The sequence below is a fragment of the Saccharothrix espanaensis DSM 44229 genome (genome assembly GCF_000328705.1).
In the GTDB taxonomy this organism is placed as follows: Bacteria; Actinomycetota; Actinomycetes; order Mycobacteriales; family Pseudonocardiaceae; genus Actinosynnema; species Actinosynnema espanaense.
Map to the genome: position 1 here is coordinate 9046477 of NC_019673.1, position 16600 is coordinate 9063076.

Sequence of the window (16600 nt, forward strand, 5' to 3'; positions counted from 1 at the left end):
GGAACGCTCCGGCGGCGCGGTCCGCCGCCGGGTCAGCGGGACTTGCAGGAGCCGACGTCGGTCCGCACGCCCTTCTGGTCGAACCCGCTCTCGTCGGTCTGGCGCACCTCGCAGGTGACCAGGTCGCCGGCCGCGACACCCTCGGGAAGCTGGTCCAGGTCGGCGACCCGGGTGCTGATCGGCTCGATCGACTTCGGCTCGTCCTGGTCGATCTCCAGGTTCGCGTAGGGCGGCCGGATCTGGCCCATCGACTCGTAGCCGGGGTTGACCTTGGTGACCTTGAAGGCGACGTCGCCCTCCCAGTCCTTGTTGCCGCAGCCGACGAGCAGCGATCCCGACACGGCAACGACCACCACGGCCTTCAGCGCCTTCACCCGGCCGAGCTTAGCCGGCTTCCGATCGGCAGGACGCGGGTTCGGGGTAGGACGCACGGTGGTCGTACCGGCGGTCACGCCCGGCGGCAGGGACCGACCGTCTGCTTCGCCTCGACGCCGTCGAGGCCGTTGTCGTCCGACCGGTGCAGCGTGCAGACCACCACGTCGCCGACCTTGATGTCGGCCGGGAACTGGTCGCTGTCGGCTCCCTCGGTGGTGATCTCCGGGATGCCGTCGGGCTGCTCCTGGTCGAGTTCCAGCACCACGAACGGCTTCTTCGCCTCGCCCATGCTCTCCCGGGCGGGTGCGATGCGGGTGACCTTGAACCGGACGTCCCCGGTCCAGTCGCTGCCGCAGCCGACGAGCAGCGATCCCGACACGGCAACGACCACCACGGCCTTCAGCGCCTTCACCCGGCCGAGCTTAGCCGGCTTCGACCGGCGGGACGCGGGTTCGGCGCGTTACGCGGTGGGTGGTTCGAAGCGCAGGACCGGCAGGTGGGCGGCGAGGTCGGCGCGGCTGCCGGACGCGATGACCCGACCGTCCTCCACCGCCGCCACCCAGGTCAGTCGGCCGGTGGCCAGTTCCAGCCACGTGCGGGGGTCGGTTTCCACGACGTTCGGGGGAGTGCCGCGGGTGTGCCGGGGGCCGGGGACGCACTGGACCGCCGCGAACGGGGGCACGCGCACTTCGACGCTGCGGCCGGGTGCCGCCTGTTCGAGGGTGCGCAGGCTCAGCCGGACCGCCGCCGCCAGGGTCTGCCGCGGCGGCTGGTCGGCGGTGCCCTCCAGCCAGGGCAGGACCTCGGCGACGGCGGCTCGGGTCTCGTGCGGGTCTACCGGTTTCGGCGGCATCCGGTCAGGTTAGCCGCCGACCGGACGCGGCGGTCGCCCTGCCGCTGGGTGTCCGAAGTGGACGGTCCCGTCCACTCGGCGGGCGGGCCGGTGCTAGATCTTGGCCGCCCGGACGGCTTCGGCCAGCAGCTCCTCGACCTGGTGGGTCAGCCGGCGGCCGTCGGTCGGGGTGAAGGTGCTCCACGGGGCGGTGCCGTTGGACGAGCGGCGCTGCTGGAGGTAGCGGCCGTCCTCGGTGTCGAAGAACGCCACCACCCGGTCCGGCCGGCAGCGCTTGCCGTACTTGTCGCGGGCCGCCGCGCCGAAGTTCCCGGTGTGCACCAGGCCGGTGAACATCTTCACCAGGGTCGTCGCGTCCTCCTGGCGCACGCCGTGGTCGCGCAGCGACGCCTCCAGGCTCTTCGGCGAGCCGTCCGAGTTCTTCACCGCCGCTTCCAGGTCGGCGCTGGGCATCGTGACCGAGTGGCCGTTGCCCGCCGGGTGGGCGGGCAGGGTGGCCAGGACGGCCGAGGGCAGGCCGCTGCCCGCCGCCCGCCGGAACGTCAGCTGGTTGTCCGCCAGGGTGGCCACGGCCCCCTGGTCGCCGTTCGCCACGCCGAGCACCCGCACGCTGCGGCCGATCCAGACCCGGCCGTCGACCTCGCGCTCCGGGCGGAAGAAGAGCTTGAGCAGGTAGTCCAGCTCCGGGTGCAGACCGGTCGGGCCGCCGAGCCCGCGCGCGCCGACGTGCTGCCACACCCGGCGTTCGAGGTCGGCCCGCTCCTGGTGGGACTTGCCCGGTGACGGCACCTTGATCACCAACGGCATGGGGCCCAGGTCCAGGCGCTCCCACAGCACGTCGAACTCCTCGCCGGAGAGGGTGATCGGTTCCCTCTCGGCCTGCCCCCCGAAATAGGTCACTGCGTGCTCCAGGTCGTGCCGAGGCGGGCCCCGCCGGCGACGGCGGGGCCTCCAGTGCCAGTCCAGGCCAGGTCCCCGCGCGGGAACCTGGCCTGGGCTCGGAAAACTCGAACCTACTGCGGCGACTCGCCGACCACCGGCGGGGCCACCAGGCGGTCGTCGCCGAACACGTCGTCGGTCTCGACCAGGTAGTCGGCCGACTTGTGCTCGATGTCGTCCTCGCCCTCGCCGGGCCGGCCACCGGGGGCGCCGGCACCGCCGGGCGCGCCGCCCGGACGTCCGCCCTGGGCACCGGGACCGCCCGGACCGCCGACACCGGGGCCGAAGCCGCCGACGCCCGACATGCCGCCGCGACCGGGGGCGTTGCTGCTCGGCGTGCCGCCGGGAACGCCCTGGCCACCGGGGACGCCCTGGCCGGGCAGGCCGCCGGGGCCGAACCCGCCGCGCCCCGGTCCGCCGGGACCACCAGGGCCGCCGGGGATCCGGGTGTTCGGGGGCAGGTTCGGGCGCGAGCCGGGGCCACCCGGGCCGCCGGGACCCCTGGGCGGCACCGGGCCGGGCGTGATCGGGGGCTTCCAGCCGCCACCGGGGGGCGGGTAGCCGCCCGGCGGGGGTGACGGGGGACCGACCGGCGGCGGCATGACCGGCGGCGGCGGCGGGGTCGGCGTGGGCGTCGGCGTGCCCCACGACGGGTGCGTGGTGCCGCCCGGCGGGACGATGGCCGGCGGCGGCGCGACCGGCGGGGTCGGCGTGGGCGGGGCCCAGCTCGTCCTCGTCGTGCCGCTGTCGCCCGGCGGCGTCCACGCGTGCTGCGGGCTGGTGTAGTTGGCGCTGCTCTGGTTGTAGCTGCCCGCGCCGCCCGGCGGCGGGGTGTCGATGACCACCTGCGGCGGCGGGACGAACTCGCCCAGCGTGCCGCTGTTCCACTCGCTGTTGGACTGGTAGGTGTTCATCACCTCGACGGCCTTGGCCTCGGCGTTGTCCTGCGCCGCTTCCTGGGCCTCGTGGTCCTTCTGCTGCTTGATGACGTGCATCATGCCGACCGGGCCGGTCAGCGCGCCGAGGATCTTGTCGCCCGTGGACGGGGCCTCGGTGGTGATCGGGAGCGGCTCGGGCATCGACTTGCGGGCGTCGGCGATGTAGTCGCCCTGCAGCTGCGCGGAGGTCTTCATCGTGTCCGAGCCCTGCTTGGCGTCGCCCGCCCACGCGGCCAGCGGCGACAGCGCGGCCTGCGTCTCCTCGGCGGTGGAGCCCTCCCACTTCGCGCCGAGCTTGCCCAGCGCGGCGTGGATGGTCTCGTCGACCTCCGCCAACGCGTCCGACAGGCCCTTCCAGCCGTCCTCGACCGGACGGGAGGCGGCCACGCCGGGGCCTTCGTTGATCATGCGGTGCAGATCGGGGTGGGCATACCCGCGCCAGCGGTGGTCACCCATCGTGCTCGCCCCCCTCGGGTACGTGGTGGTTCAAGGTCAGTCGTTGTGGATGCGGCCCCAGGCCGCGACGTTGTCACCCTCGACCCGGCGGTAGTCCGCCTCGATCGCGGTCAGCTGGTCCACGCAGCCCTTGAGCTGGTCGCGGTAGGCCAGGATGGCGTTGAGCGCCGCCGCGTCGCCCGCTTCGAACGTGTCGCGGTTGAACGCCTGCGCGGTCTCCTTGCTGACCGGGTCACCGGCCCAGGACCGCGCGCGCACCGCCGACATCGCGTTGTTGATCTCCGGCTCCAGCCGGTTCAGCGCGTCCTGGAACACCTTGCGGGCGTCCGGGATCGCCGTCGGGTCGACGCTGAGCTTCTGCGGCTTGCCGCTGTAGTCCGGCGGCGTGGAGCCCCCACCACCACCATCCGCGATGAACACGACACACCCTCCTCAGTGCTGCACACCTGCCCCTGCGCGTGCAATTGGGACGACTCTAGCTCTGATGCACGGCGCGGGTGCGCGGTTCCAGGGGCAAAGGGAGTAGTTCTACGCGTCTTATTTGGCCATGAGATTCGCCACAACGGCTCCCGCGACCTGCGGGACCAACCGGCACAGCTCCTCGATCGGGGCGTTGCCGAAGCTGCTCACGTTGGCGTCGACCATCTGGCCGTCGGACACGTCGACCGCGATCGTGCACTTGGGCAGCTTGCCCGGCTCCTTGATCAGCACCGCCGGGAAGCCCGCGACCTCGGTCTTCTCCGCCTGGTCGGCCTGGGCGCTGCCGGTGTAGAACCCGATGCCCTCGGTGCCGATCACGGTGGTCCCGACCAGGTACTCGCCGTCGGCCCGGTTGAAGTGGCAGGTGGCCCAGTCGAACCCCGGCACCTTGCCCTTCTGCGGGGGCTGGTCGGTGCCGAACTGGGTGCGCTGCGCCTCGGTGAGCAGCGTGCACGGGTCGACCTCACGCACGTTGATCGTCTTCGGGCGCTTGGCGGGCTCCGCGGTCGTGGAACCCGGCTTGCCGGAGGTGGTCGTGGCCTGCGGACCGCCGGTCTGCGACCCGCCGGTGTCGGACCCGCTCGGCGAGCCTGTCGTGGGCTGCGAGCACGCGGTCAGGACGAGCACGGCGGCGAGGATCGGCACGGCACGGCGCATGGCGACCAACGTATCGGATCAGTGCGCACGCAGCGTCGCGAACGGCGCACCCACGTCACCCGTCAGCGGCATTGCCGGCCGCCCCCGTTGACGGAAACCTCCCTTACCAAGAGCCGCCGCGCCCTCTTCCCTGGGAGGAGCAATGCGCTCACGGGCACTACCGCTCGTGGCGGTGCTGGCGCTCACGCTCGCCGTGCCGGCCGCCGTCGCCGAACCCGTCCCCGGTGGTGGTGCGCGGTTCGAGGTCGCCGCGGCACCCGGTGACGTCTCCACCGTCCCGGACTGGCGGATGCAGTCCGGCGCCCGCGCCACGCAGGGCGGGGCCGCCATCTCGACCACCTCCTACGCCGACACCGGGTGGCTGACCGTGCCCGCCCGGTCCACGGTGCTGGCCGGCCTGATCGCGAACGGCAAGTACCCCGACGTGAACCACGGCGAGAACCTCAAGCAGGTCGACCGGGCCGACTTCACCGTGCCCTGGTGGTACCGGAAGGTGTTCACGGCCTCGCCGCGCGCGGGCTCGCACACGTTCCTGCGGCTCGACGGCGGCGTCATCGCGCGCGGCGAGGTGTGGCTCAACGGCGCGCTGGTCGCCGACTCGAACACGGTCGTCGGCGCGTACCCGACGCACGAGTTCGACGTGACGCGGTTGCTGCGCGAGGGCGACAACGCCCTGGCGATCCGCGCGTCGTCGGCGGACCCGAAGACCGACCTGTCCATCCACTTCATCGACTGGGCCCAACTCCCGCCGGACTTCAACCAGGGCCTGTTCCGGGACGTGCGGTTCGCCACCGGCGGCCCGGTGTCGCTGCGGTTCCCGCGCGCCACCGCCGACCTGCCGCTGCCCAGCCTCGCGTCCGCGACCGTGACGGTGCAGGTGGACGCGCGCAACAACACCGACGCACCGGTGACGGCCGACGTGTCCGCGACCATCGGTCTCACGCCGTTGCGCCAACGGGTTTCGTTGGCGGCGAAGGAGACCAGGACCGTCACCTTCACCCAGGACGTCGACCGGCCGCGGGTGTGGTGGCCGTTCCAGATGGGCGAGCAGCCGCTCTACACCGCGGCGCTGGAGGCCGCGGTCGACGGCGTCGGGTCGGACGCGGCGGCCACTACGTTCGGCGTGCGCGAGGTGACGTCGGCGCTGGTGCAGGGCGCGCGGCAGTTCACCGTCAACGGCAAGCCGTTCCTGGTGCGCGGCGGCGGGTGGGCGTCGGACCTGTTCCTGCGCACCGACGTCCGCAAGATCGAGGACCAGCTCAAGCTCGTGCGCGGCATGGGCATGAACACGATCCGGCTGGAGGGCAAGCCGGAGAACGACGAGCTCTACGACCTCGCCGACCGGTACGGGATCATGCTGCTCACCGGCTGGGAGTGCTGCTCGAAGTGGGAGGACTACGCGTCGTTCGACGCCGAGGACAACCGGGTCGCCGGCGAGTCGGCGCACAGCGAGGCGCGGCGGATCCGCAACCACCCGTCGTTGCTGGGCTTCCTGATCGGCAGTGACGCCGCGCCGCCGGCCGCGCTGGAGAAGGTCTACCTCGACGCGCTGGAGCGGGCCGACTGGAACCTGCCGGTGATCTCGTCGGCCAAGGCGCTCGGATCGCCGAAGCTCGGCCCGCCGGGCCTGAAGATGGACGGGCCGTACTGGTGGGAGCCGCCGGACTACTGGTACACCAAGCGGCTCGGCGGGGCGTTCGGGTTCGCCTCGGAGATCGGACCCGGACCGACCGTGCCGGAGCTGGACGAGCTGAAGAAGTTCCTGCGGCCGGCCGACATCGCGAAGCTGACCGACTACAACGCGCCGCAGTACCACCTGTCCCCGTCGACCACGTTCACCAAGTTCTCGTTCTGGGGCACGGCGTTGGACGGGCGGTACGGCAGGCCGACGTCGCCGGAGCAGTTCGTGCGCAAGGCGCAGTTGGCGAACTACGAGACGAACCGCGCACAGTTCGAGGCGTTCGGGCGCAACTTCTCCGACGCGTCCAAGCCCGCGACGGGCGTCATCTACTGGATGCTCAACGACGCGTGGCCGAAGATGTACTGGCACCTGTACGACTACTACCTGGCCACCGCCGGGTCGTACTTCGGGGCGAAGACGGCGTTGCGGCCGTTGCACGTCCAGTACTCGTACGATGACCGGTCGCTGGCGGTCGTGAACACCGGGCTCTCGGACGTGCCGGGGTTGACGGTGCAGGCGACCGTGTTCAACCTCGACGGCACCGTGAAGGCGGACGAGACGCGCCCGGTCTCGGCGCGCGGCAACGGTTCCGTGCGCGCGGGCACGCTGCCGCAGCCGGGCGGGTTGTCCTCGACCTACTTCGTGCGGCTGTTGTTGAAGGACGCCAACGGTTCCGTGGTGGACCGGAACGTCTACTGGTTGTCCACCAAGGCGGACAAGCTGAACTACAACGCGTCGACCTGGTACCACACGCCGCAGACCGAGTACGCGGACCTGAAGGGGCTCGACAAGCTGCGGGCCGGGCAGGTGGCGGTGACGACGTCGTCGGCCGAGGGGTCGACGGACGTGACGTTGCGCAACACCGGGGCGTCGGTGGCGTTCTTCGTCCGGGCCACGATCCGGAAGGGCGTCGGCGGGCCGGAGGTGCTGCCGACGGACTGGAGCGACAACTACGTGACGCTGTGGCCCGGCGAGTCGCTGACCCTCCAGGCCCGGTACCGGGCGGCGGACCTGGGCGGCGCGACGCCCTCGGTGGAGGTGATCGGGCACAACGTCTCCCGCGTCGTGCGTTGAGCCCTCCCCGTCGTGCGGCGGGGCTTCCGCACCGTGCGGAGGGGGCTTGCACACCGTGCGGTGGGGCTTCCGGTCGTGCGTTGAACGTTCGGAACGTAGCCTCGCCCCGTGGGCGACACGGGGCGGGGCAGGGCGGCGCTGGTGGTTCCGGGCAAGCCGGACCAGGCACGCGTGGTGGATCTGCGGATCGTTGAACAACCCGGCGGCGTGGCCTCGCAGCCACCTTCCGAGGCCACGGCACGCGATCTGACCGCCGTGGACACCGCGCGGAACCTCACCGCCGCGAGGATTGTTGAACAACCCGCGGACCGCTGGGACGACGGGCCGTTCGCCGGCGTCCTCGACAGCCCGTACCACGGCATTGTTGAACGATCCGACGAGGTGCACGTCCAAGGTCTGCTCGCCGGGGTGTGCGGGACGGACGTCGAGATCGTCCGCGACGGGTTCGGCGAGCCGCCGGCCGGGCGGGACGCGCTCGTGCCGTTCCACGAGTCGCTGGGCCGGGTGGTCACCGCGCCCGCCGGGTCCGGGTTCACCCCCGGTGACCTGGTCGTGGGCGTGGTGCGCCGGCCCGACCCCGTGCCGTGCCCGGCGTGCGCGGTCGGCGCGTGGGACTTCTGCCGCAACGGCCGCTACCGGGAGCGCGGCATCAAGGAGCTCGACGGCTACGGGATGCAGCGGTGGAGCGTGCCGCCGGAGTTCGCCGTCCGGCTCGACCCGGCGCTGGGCGACCTCGGCGTGCTCACCGAGCCGGCGTCCGTGGTGGCCAAGGCGTGGACCCAGGCGGAGGCGATGTGCCGACGCGCGCACGTCGTGCCGACGTCGGTCCTGATCACCGGCGCGGGACCGATCGGCCTGCTCGCGGCGTTGCTCGGGGTGCAACGCGGCTTCGAGGTGCACGTCGTGGACCGGGTCACCGACGGCCCCAAACCGGACCTGGTCCGCGCGCTCGGGGCGCACTACCACCGCGAGCCGGGCGAGGTGTCCGCCGACGTCGCGATCGAGTGCACGGGCGTCGCGCCGCTGGTGTGGGAGGCGATCCGCCGCACGTCGGTCACCGTCCTCGCGGGCCTGACCGGCGACCACGACCCGGTGCCCCTGGACCCGGCGGTGTTCGACCAGATCGTGCTCGGCAACAAGGCCGTGGTCGGCACGGTCAACGCCGCCCTGATCGACTACCGCGCCGCCGCCGACGCCCTGGCCCACGCCGACCACTCGTGGCTGGCCGGCCTGATCACCCGCCGGGTCCCGCTGGAGCGCTTCACCGAGGCGTTCGACCGGCAGCAGGACGACGTGAAGGTCGTCGTCGACCTCTCCTGACCACCACCCCGCCGGCCGCACCCCGGTACCGGCCGCGCTCGACCCGCCGGGCCAGCCGCGCTGAGGGGCCGGCGGGCTTGGCCGCCGCCCTCGCCCGGGGTCGCCGGGCTAGCGGCGGAGCATCTCGTCGATGCTCTCGGGCTTCATCGGCTTGGCGAAGAACCAGCCCTGGCCGGTGTCGCAGCCGATCCGGTGCAGGCGCTTGGCCTGCGCGGGCGTCTCCACGCCCTCCGCCGTCACGCCCAGCTGCAACGCGTGCGCCAACTGCACCAGCGTGGACACGATCTGCGCGTCGACCGGGTCCTCCTCGTCGGCCGCGCGCAGCCCTTCCATGAACGACCCGGCGATCTTCAGCTCGTGCACCGGCAGGTGCTTGAGGTAGGCCAGGTTCGAGTAGCCGGTGCCGAAGTCGTCGATCGCGATCCGCACGCCCATGTCCGACAACGCCCGCAGTGCCTCCAGCGGCTCGTCCGCCGTGCCCATGATCGCGCTCTCGGTCAGCTCCAGCTGAAGGTGGTGCGGCGGCAGCGCGCACTCGTCGAGGATCCGCTTCACGTCCCGCACCAGCTCCGGGTCCCGCGACTGGCGGACCGCCAGGTTCACCGACACGAACGGCGCGGCGTCGCCGAACTCCTCCAGCCACCGGCGCCCCTGCTCGCACGCCCGGCGCAGCACCCACCGGCCCAGCGGCACGATCAGCCCGGTCTCCTCGGCCAGCTCGATGAACCGGTCCGGGGCGAGCCTGCCGAACTCGGGGTGCTGCCAGCGCACCAGCGCCTCCACACCCACCACCGTGCTGTCCTCCAACCGCACCAGCGGCTGGTAGTCCACGTAGAACTCGTCGCGCTCCAACGCCGCCGGCATGGTCGCGGACAGCGTGAACCGGGCGACCTCCTTGGCGTTGCGGTCCGGGTCGTACAACGCCCACCGCGACTTGCCGTCCGCCTTCGCCCAGTACAGCGTGATGTCGGCGTCCCGCATCAGGTCGGCCGCCGTCGTCCCGGACAGCGCCCGCTCCACGATCCCGATCGACGCCGACACCGTCAGCTCGTGCCCGCCGATCCGGATCGGCGACTCCAGCTCCCGTAAGACCCGGTCCGCCACGTTCACGATGTCCTGCGTGTCGCGCGAGCCCTCCACCAGGATCACGAACTCGTCGCCGCCCATCCGCGCGACCAGCTTGCCCTCGCCGGACACCGAGTGGTCCAGCCGCCGGCCGACCTCCACCAGCAGCTGGTCGCCGATGTCGTGCCCGAGGCTGTCGTTGATCACCTTGAACCCGTCGAGGTCCAGGTAGCAGAGCCCGGCCCGCCGCCGGTTGCGGTTGTTGAACACCCGGCCCAGCCGCTCCAGGAACAGCGCGCGGTTCGGCAGGCCCGTCAACGGGTCGTGCAACGCCTGGTAGCGCAGCCGGTTCTGCAGCAGGTGCCGGTCGGTGACGTCCTCGATCATCGCCACCTGGTACTGCGGGTCGCCGTGGTCGTCGCGTACCAGCGACAACGTCAGGTGCGTCCACACCTGCTCGCCGTCCGCCCGCCGGAACCGCTTCTCGGCCCGGTAGTGGTCGCACTCGCCCGCGGTGAGCTGGTCGTAGAGCCGCCAGACGCTCGACCCGTCCTCCGGGTGCATCAGGTCGCGGATGTTGTACTGCCGCATCTCCTCGACGCTGAACCCGAGCATGTCCTGCAACGCCTGGTTCACGTCGAGGATGCGGCCCTCGATGTCGGCGATGCCGATGCCGATCGCGGCCTCGGTGAACATCGCGCGGAACCGCGCCTCGGACGCCCGCAGCGCCGCTTCGGCCTGGTCACGGGCGTCCAGCACGGCCGCGCGGATCGCCTCCTGCTCGGCCAGCGTCCGCTCCCGCAGCGCCCGCGCGTACCCGGCGGCCAGTGCGCCCTGCAACGCCGCCAGGCGCGAGCGCATCACCTCGTCCGGGGCGATGCCCAGCTCGCCGAGCAGGTCGTCGCCGAGCAGCTGGACGGTGCGCCCGAGCGTGTCCGTGCCGGTGAAGTGGGCCTCGACCAGCCGCGCGCCGATCTCGTAGCCGGGCGCGGTGCGGAACGGGCTCGCGTGCAGCGCGTGCACCAGGACCTCGGTCAGCGCCTGGAGGTGCTCGGCGACCTCGGCCCGGGTCATCGGCACGTAGCTGCTGCCGATCACCGCCGTGGCCCAGGTCCGCGCGAAGGACTCGGCCCCGGCCAGTACGGCGGGGTCGAGGTTCGATCGGCCCGGTGCTGCCACCCGATGGTCAACCTGTTCCGTCATGTCCGCCGGCCTACCGCCACAACGCAGAGGATACGGCCGGTTGCCCGGCGAGGTCGACCGTCGAGGTGCGGACCATTTCGTACGACACCACCCTCACGGCTTGCGGCCCACCGCGCCGAAGCCCAGGAAGTTGGCCGAGTTCTCGTCCAGGTCGTCGGGGGACTCGGGGTGCCACAGCGGCAGCCGCTCCACCCCCGGCTCGACCAGTTCGAACTGCGCGAACAGCCGCTCGATCTCGCGCTTGCTGCGGTAGGTGATCTCGCTGACGCCCCGGTTGTAGACGCCCTTGGCGTCGTCCCACGCCGGGTCCCACTCGCCTTCCTCGTACCCGGCGTGCGACACGGCCAGGTAGCTGCCGGACGGGATGGCGTCGTGGTAGGCCCCGACGATGCCGTGCGGGTCGTCGCTGTCGGGCACGAAGTGCAGCAGCGCCACCATCAGCACCGCTACCGGCCGGTCGAAGTCCAGCAGGTTCTGCACCTCGGGCGACTTGAGCACGGCGGGCGCGTCCCGCACGTCGGTCTGCAGCACGGCGACCGACTCGTTGCCGGTCAGGATGGCGCGGCTGTGCGCGACGGCCACCGCGTCGATGTCGGCGTAGACGACCTTCGCGCCCGGGTCGACGGCCTGCGCGATCTCGTGCACGTTGCCCACGGTGGGGATGCCGGACCCGAGGTCGAGGAACTGCCGGATGCCCTGGGAGAGCAGGTGGCGCACGGCGCGGCGGAGGAACGACCGGTGGTTGAGGATGATCGTCTTGAGCATCGGCACGTCGGCCAGCACCTTGTCGCCGACGGCCCGGTCGACGGCGAAGTTGTGCGCGCCGCCCAGCCAGTAGTCGTAGACCCGCGCGATGCTCGGACGGCTCAGGTCGATGTCCCCTGGTGCCCAGGTAGGCCGGTCCACGCTGTCCACGGGGTTTCTCCTTCGGTTTCCACACCGTCTTCGCCGGCGAACCGGCCGGCGGTTCACGCCGTCGTCGGCTGCGCACCGTCGCGGTGACCCCCACATCATGGGCCAATCCGGTGAGTTAGCACACCGTCGGTTCGCTGTCCGTCCCGAATCGCCCACCACGGCCCCGCCCACCAGGAAGAATCCCCGGCTTGTGGACTACCTGTGGATCGCGGGCGCGGTGGGCGTGACCGCCGCCGCCGTGCTGTTCGTGGTTCAGCAGCGAAGGGCGAAGAGCCTCCTCGGGCCCACGCTGGTGGGCTCGATCGGCGCGTTCCTGCTGGTCGCGGGCTGGCTGTTCGTCATCGACCCGAACGCGCCGAAGAACGAGGCGATCAAGACCGGCGGACTCGCGGGCGGTGCGCTCGTCGCGCTCTACGCGTTGTGGCTCAACGACCGCCGGCGGCGCACCGACGAGGCCCGGCAGAAGATCGAGACCGCCCGGCACAAAATCGAGACCGCCCGGCAGAAGCTGGAGGACTCGCGGGCCGAACACGACCGGTCGCGGGTCGCCGACGAGCGGTTCGCCCGTTCGGTGGAACTCCTCGGGCACGACGCCGAACAGGTCCGGGTGGGTGCCATGCACGCGCTCGCCGGCCTGGCGCGCTCCCGCGCGGAGTACACCCAGACCGTGCTCGACGTGCTGTGCGCGTACCTGCGCCGGCCGTTCAGGCCGCGGTCGACCGACGACCCGACGCCCGTGCCCACCGAGGAGAGCGAGCGCGAGCTGGAGGTCCGGCTCAGCGCCCAGCGGCTGATCGCGGACCTGCTGCCGGCCGCAGACCAGGCCGACGCCGCGCTCTACGACCTCGACCTGACCCGGGCGTACCTGACCTACTTCGACCTCTCGCACCGCCAGATCGGCCAGTTGACCATGCGCGCGGCCCGGCTGGTCGAGTCGAACTCGTTGCACCACACCGTCGTGCACGGCGGCGCGTGGTTCACCGACTGCGAGAGCCGGGGCCGGCTCCACCTGCACGACGTGGTGTTCCGCGAGAAGGCCTGGTTCAGCCGGTTCGCCGGCGCGGAGAACACCGACTTCTCCCGCACGCGGTTCCTCGGCCCCAACAAGTTCGCGGGCGCCCGGTTCACCGGCCGGGTGAGCTTCGAGGACGCGGAGTTCGCCGAGCCGATCGACTTCGCCGGTGCCGAGTTCCGCGGCGCGTTCGACCTGCGGCTGGGCCGGGCGACGGTGGCCCGGACGCACGGCATGAAGGTGTCCCTGGAGCACGAGACGCTGCTGCCCGAGGGCTGGGTGGTCGACCCCCGCGACTCGGTGACCGGCCTGGTGAGGAGCTGACCCGCGTGCGCGGACGGTTGTTGCTCGCGGCGAGCGTGGTGGCCGCGGTGCTGGTGACGGTGGGGACCACCGCGGCGCTGCTGTGGGTCGAGCCCAAGCAGTCGGTGTCCGAGGCGATCAAGACCGGCGGGCTCGCGGGCGGTGCCGTCGTGGCGCTGTACGCGTTGTGGCTCAACGACCGGCGGCGGCGCACCGACGAGGCGCGGCACGAACTGGAGAGCGACAAGACCGCCGACGAGCGGTTCGCGCGGGCCGTGGAGATGCTGGGCAACGAGGCCGACCAGGTGCGGGTCGGGGCGATGCACGCGCTGGCCGGCCTGGCGCGGGCCACGCCCCGGTACCGGCAGACCGTGCTGGACGTGCTGTGCGCGTACCTGCGCCGGCCGTTCTCCCACCCGGCGTTCAAGCAGCGGCCCGCGGACCCCGACCAGGCGCGCTACCCGGAGGGCGAGGCCGTGGAGATGCCGACGTCGGAGGAGGACGGGGAGCGCACGGTCCGGCTGACCGCGCAACGCCTGATCACCGACCTGCTGCCGTGGGGCCAGAACACCGACCCGACCCTCTACCACCTGGACCTGACCGGCGCGAACATCGAGTACCTGCGCCTGGAGGGCCGGCGAGTCGGCCGGCTGACCGCGCGGCGCACCCGGTTCCACGGGATCACCGCGTTCCGCGAGGTCAGGTTCTCGAAGCCGGCGCTGTTCTCCGGCGCCAAGTTCCACGGCCGCGTCGACTTCCAGCAGGCCCGCTTCGCTGGCGGCTTGTCGTTGCAGGACGCGGAGTTCGGGCGGGAACTGGACGTCCGAGGCGCGGAGGCGGACCTGTTCGTCCACATGCCGCCGACACCGCCGACGCTGGTCGGCTCGCTCAAGGTGCTGCCGGGGACGAGGGTGAAGGAAGACCCGGCGGGCTGGGACCTGACCGGGATCGAGGAAGCCCGCCTGGTCGGCCGCGACGGCTAGCGCACGCCCGCCACGAACACCCGGAACGCCCGAGCCGGGAACACCAACACCGGCCCACCCGGCTGCTTGCTGTCCCGCACGGCCGTTTCCCGGTCCAGACGCGCGAGTTCGACGCACTGCGCGTCGCCGCCACCGTTGGTGTAGCTGCTCTTGCGCCACCGCGCGCCTTCGAGAGACATCGTCGCTCCTAGCCGTTCGCGAGCTCACTGATCCTGTCGTTCAGTATCCCGCTCGACCGTTGCGTGGAAGCAGCCATCTGCCAAGCCTGCTCGAACGCGAGGACGCACGGCTCGGTGGCCTTCCCGGGATTGCTGTTCTCGATCTTCGAGAACCCACTTCCGCTCCACCGCCGTGGCCGAAGGCGTGCCGTGAGAACGATCAGCCACTAGGCCACCTGATCGAGTGAACGTTCGAGCAGATGATCGGTGAGGCCGAGCGGGCGCTCGAAGAGCTGCGCCGAGCGCGCACCTGACCACCCGGCCGCCCTCTGATGGACAGCCCGCCGCACCTGGCGCAGGCTGGTGGACGCATCCAGACGAGAGGTGGGCACAGCATGCGGCAGCGCCGGATTGGGGACGTGCGGGTCAGTGCGATCGGACTGGGCGGGATGCCGATGTCCGGGCAGGGCCGGCCGCCGCGCGAACGGGCCGTCGCGACCGTCCGGGCCGCCGTCGAGGCCGGGGTGACGCTGATCGACACCGCCGACGCGTACTCGGCGGACGAGCACGACTTCGGGCACAACGAGACGTTGATCGCGGACGCCCTGAAAGGCGTCGACGGCGTCCTGGTCGCCACCAAGGGCGGCCACACCCGGACCGCCGGCGGCGGGTGGGGGCTCGACGGGCGGCCCGAGTACCTGAAGGCGGCGTGCGAGGCGTCGCTGCGCCGGCTCGGGGTCGAGGCGATCGACCTCTACCAGTTCCACCGGCCCGACCCGGAGGTGCCGATCGCCGAGTCCGTCGGCGCGCTGGCCGACCTGCTGGACGCGGGCAAGATCCGGCACGCCGGGGTGTCCAACTTCGACCCCGCGCAGATCCTGGAGGCCGACGAGGTGCTGGGCGGGCGGCTCGCCGCGGTGCAGAACCAGTTCTCGCCGGCCTACCGGTCCTCCGAGCCGGAACTGGAGCTGTGCGCGGAGCGCGGCATCGCGTTCCTGCCGTGGAGCCCGCTGGGCGGGATCGGCGCGGCCGGTGAGCTGGGGTCGCGGTTCGCGGTCTTCGCGGACGTGGCGCGGGCGCACGGCGTGAGCCCCCAGCAGGTGTGCCTCGCGTGGCTGCTCGCGAAGTCGCCGGCGGTCGTGCCGATCCCCGGTGCATCCCGGCCGGAGAGCATCCGCGACTCGGCCGCGGCGGTGCACCTGGAGCTGTCCGACGAGGAGCTCAAGCGGCTGGACGGGTGACAGCCCCCGGATGCGGAACCGGACGAAAGGCTCGAAGATCTAGTCCGGATGCACCAATCGCCTAGGCTCATTGGGGGCGTCGATGACCCATCGACTCCGCACCTTGACCGCACAACTCGGCGCGGTGGTGATCACGCTGGTGATCGCACCGGCGGCACACGCGCTGCCGGAAGGCGCCGCGGACCACTACGCCGGCTCGCAGATCGCCAAACACGAGGGGACGACGAGGTCACGCGCGGCGCGCCTGCCCGACGGCCGGGTGCCCGGCATGGACGTGAGCAGCCACCAGGGCGACGTGGACTGGCGGCGCGCCTGGGGTGACGGCGCGCGGTTCGCGTACGTGAAGGCCACCGAGGGCACCGGCTACCGCAACCCGCACTTCAGCCAGCAGTACGACGGCTCCTACCAGGTCGGCATGATCCGCGGCGCGTACCACTTCGCACTGCCCGACCGGTCCGCCGGCTGGGAGCAGGCCGACTTCTTCGTGAACAACGGCGGGGGCTGGTCGGCGGACGGCAAGACCCTGCCCGGTGCGCTGGACATGGAGTACAACCCCTACGGCGACACCTGCTACGGCATGAGCCAGGACTCGATGGGCGCGTGGGTGAAGGGGTTCAGCGACCGCGTCCGGGAGCGGACCGGCCGGTACCCGACGATCTACACGTCCACGAACTGGTGGAACCGGTGCGTCGGCTGGACGGCGACGTTCGGGTCGACCAACCCGCTGTGGGTGGCGCACTACGCCGACCAGCTCGGCGCCCTGCCGAACGGGTGGGACTACGAGACCATCTGGCAGTGGCAGGCCGCGGGCCTGTTCCCGGGTGACCAGAACCTGTTCAACGGCAACTACGACCAGTTGCTCCAGATAGCGCTGGGGTAACCCGTGCCACCCCGCGATGGTGAACAATTAACCGCAACACTGGCTATCCGGTTGGCACAGCGGCACA

At 71.9% G+C, this 16600-nt stretch carries 16 protein-coding genes; 6 read left to right on the forward strand and 10 right to left on the reverse strand.

All coding sequences use genetic code 11. The features are described 5' to 3' along the window. Positions 1–32: 32 nt before the first annotated feature. The 7 genes from BN6_RS39890 to BN6_RS39920 form a co-directional block, all read right to left on the reverse strand. Positions 33–374: a hypothetical protein gene (locus tag BN6_RS39890; RefSeq protein ID WP_041315670.1), complete on the reverse strand. Its 342-nt coding sequence runs from the start codon at positions 372–374 to the stop codon at positions 33–35. Positions 375–448: 74 nt separating this feature from the next. Further along, entirely contained in the window at positions 449–787 is a 339-nt protein-coding gene (locus BN6_RS39895) for a hypothetical protein (RefSeq protein WP_015105559.1), read from the reverse strand. 48 nt (positions 788–835) lie between these two features. Continuing rightward, the gene (locus tag BN6_RS39900) at positions 836–1228 is read right to left on the reverse strand and encodes a sterol carrier family protein (protein WP_015105560.1); all 393 of its coding nucleotides are present in this window, start codon (positions 1226–1228) and stop codon (positions 836–838) included. A 93-nt stretch (positions 1229–1321) separates the two neighbouring features. After that, on the reverse strand, positions 1322–2128 hold the full coding sequence (locus tag BN6_RS39905; protein ID WP_015105561.1) for an ESX secretion-associated protein EspG: 807 nt from the start codon (positions 2126–2128) through the stop codon (positions 1322–1324). A 113-nt stretch (positions 2129–2241) separates the two neighbouring features. Next, the gene (locus tag BN6_RS47220) at positions 2242–3513 is read right to left on the reverse strand and encodes a PPE domain-containing protein (protein WP_051075900.1); all 1272 of its coding nucleotides are present in this window, start codon (positions 3511–3513) and stop codon (positions 2242–2244) included. Positions 3514–3597: 84 nt separating this feature from the next. Then, positions 3598–3981, reverse strand: a complete 384-nt coding sequence (locus tag BN6_RS39915; protein ID WP_015105563.1) for a hypothetical protein — start codon at positions 3979–3981, stop codon at positions 3598–3600. Between the two features lie 117 nt (positions 3982–4098). Then, positions 4099–4698, reverse strand: a complete 600-nt coding sequence (locus BN6_RS39920; RefSeq protein ID WP_015105564.1) for a DUF3558 domain-containing protein — start codon at positions 4696–4698, stop codon at positions 4099–4101. Positions 4699–4840: 142 nt separating this feature from the next. Here BN6_RS39920 and BN6_RS39925 point away from each other — a divergent pair, with 142 nt between their 5' ends. Both BN6_RS39925 and BN6_RS39930 read left to right on the forward strand, forming a co-directional pair. Continuing rightward, entirely contained in the window at positions 4841–7453 is a 2613-nt protein-coding gene (locus BN6_RS39925; RefSeq protein ID WP_015105565.1) for a glycosyl hydrolase 2 galactose-binding domain-containing protein, read from the forward strand. 108 nt (positions 7454–7561) lie between these two features. Further along, positions 7562–8773: an alcohol dehydrogenase catalytic domain-containing protein gene (locus tag BN6_RS39930; protein WP_231904867.1), complete on the forward strand. Its 1212-nt coding sequence runs from the start codon at positions 7562–7564 to the stop codon at positions 8771–8773. Positions 8774–8881: 108 nt separating this feature from the next. Here the strand turns inward: BN6_RS39930 and BN6_RS39935 are convergent, their stop codons facing one another. Beyond that, positions 8882–11041 carry a putative bifunctional diguanylate cyclase/phosphodiesterase gene (locus tag BN6_RS39935; protein WP_197540228.1) on the reverse strand — a complete coding sequence of 720 codons (2160 nt, stop codon included), beginning with the start codon at positions 11039–11041 and terminating at the stop codon, positions 8882–8884. Between the two features lie 93 nt (positions 11042–11134). Next, the gene (locus tag BN6_RS39940; protein WP_015105568.1) at positions 11135–11956 is read right to left on the reverse strand and encodes an SAM-dependent methyltransferase; all 822 of its coding nucleotides are present in this window, start codon (positions 11954–11956) and stop codon (positions 11135–11137) included. Positions 11957–12146: 190 nt separating this feature from the next. Here BN6_RS39940 and BN6_RS39945 point away from each other — a divergent pair, with 190 nt between their 5' ends. Together BN6_RS39945 and BN6_RS39950 are read left to right on the forward strand one after the other, a co-directional pair. Further along, complete coding sequence (locus tag BN6_RS39945) at positions 12147–13292, forward strand: pentapeptide repeat-containing protein (RefSeq protein WP_231904868.1); 1146 nt, start codon at positions 12147–12149, stop codon at positions 13290–13292. Positions 13293–13297: 5 nt separating this feature from the next. Next, on the forward strand, positions 13298–14254 hold the full coding sequence (locus tag BN6_RS39950; RefSeq protein WP_015105570.1) for a pentapeptide repeat-containing protein: 957 nt from the start codon (positions 13298–13300) through the stop codon (positions 14252–14254). Here BN6_RS39950 and BN6_RS39955 read toward each other — a convergent pair. Beyond that, entirely contained in the window at positions 14251–14433 is a 183-nt protein-coding gene (locus tag BN6_RS39955; protein ID WP_015105571.1) for a DUF397 domain-containing protein, read from the reverse strand. The two genes, BN6_RS39950 and BN6_RS39955, sit on opposite strands and share 4 nt — an antisense overlap. A 398-nt stretch (positions 14434–14831) precedes the next feature. On the opposite strand from BN6_RS39955, the gene BN6_RS39960 reads away from it, so the two are divergent. Beyond that, positions 14832–15653, forward strand: coding sequence for an aldo/keto reductase (locus BN6_RS39960; RefSeq protein ID WP_231904869.1), 822 nt, complete (start codon positions 14832–14834; stop codon positions 15651–15653). 82 nt (positions 15654–15735) lie between these two features. Continuing rightward, positions 15736–16533, forward strand: a complete 798-nt coding sequence (locus tag BN6_RS39965) for a lysozyme (RefSeq protein ID WP_015105573.1) — start codon at positions 15736–15738, stop codon at positions 16531–16533. Positions 16534–16600 lie beyond the last annotated feature (67 nt).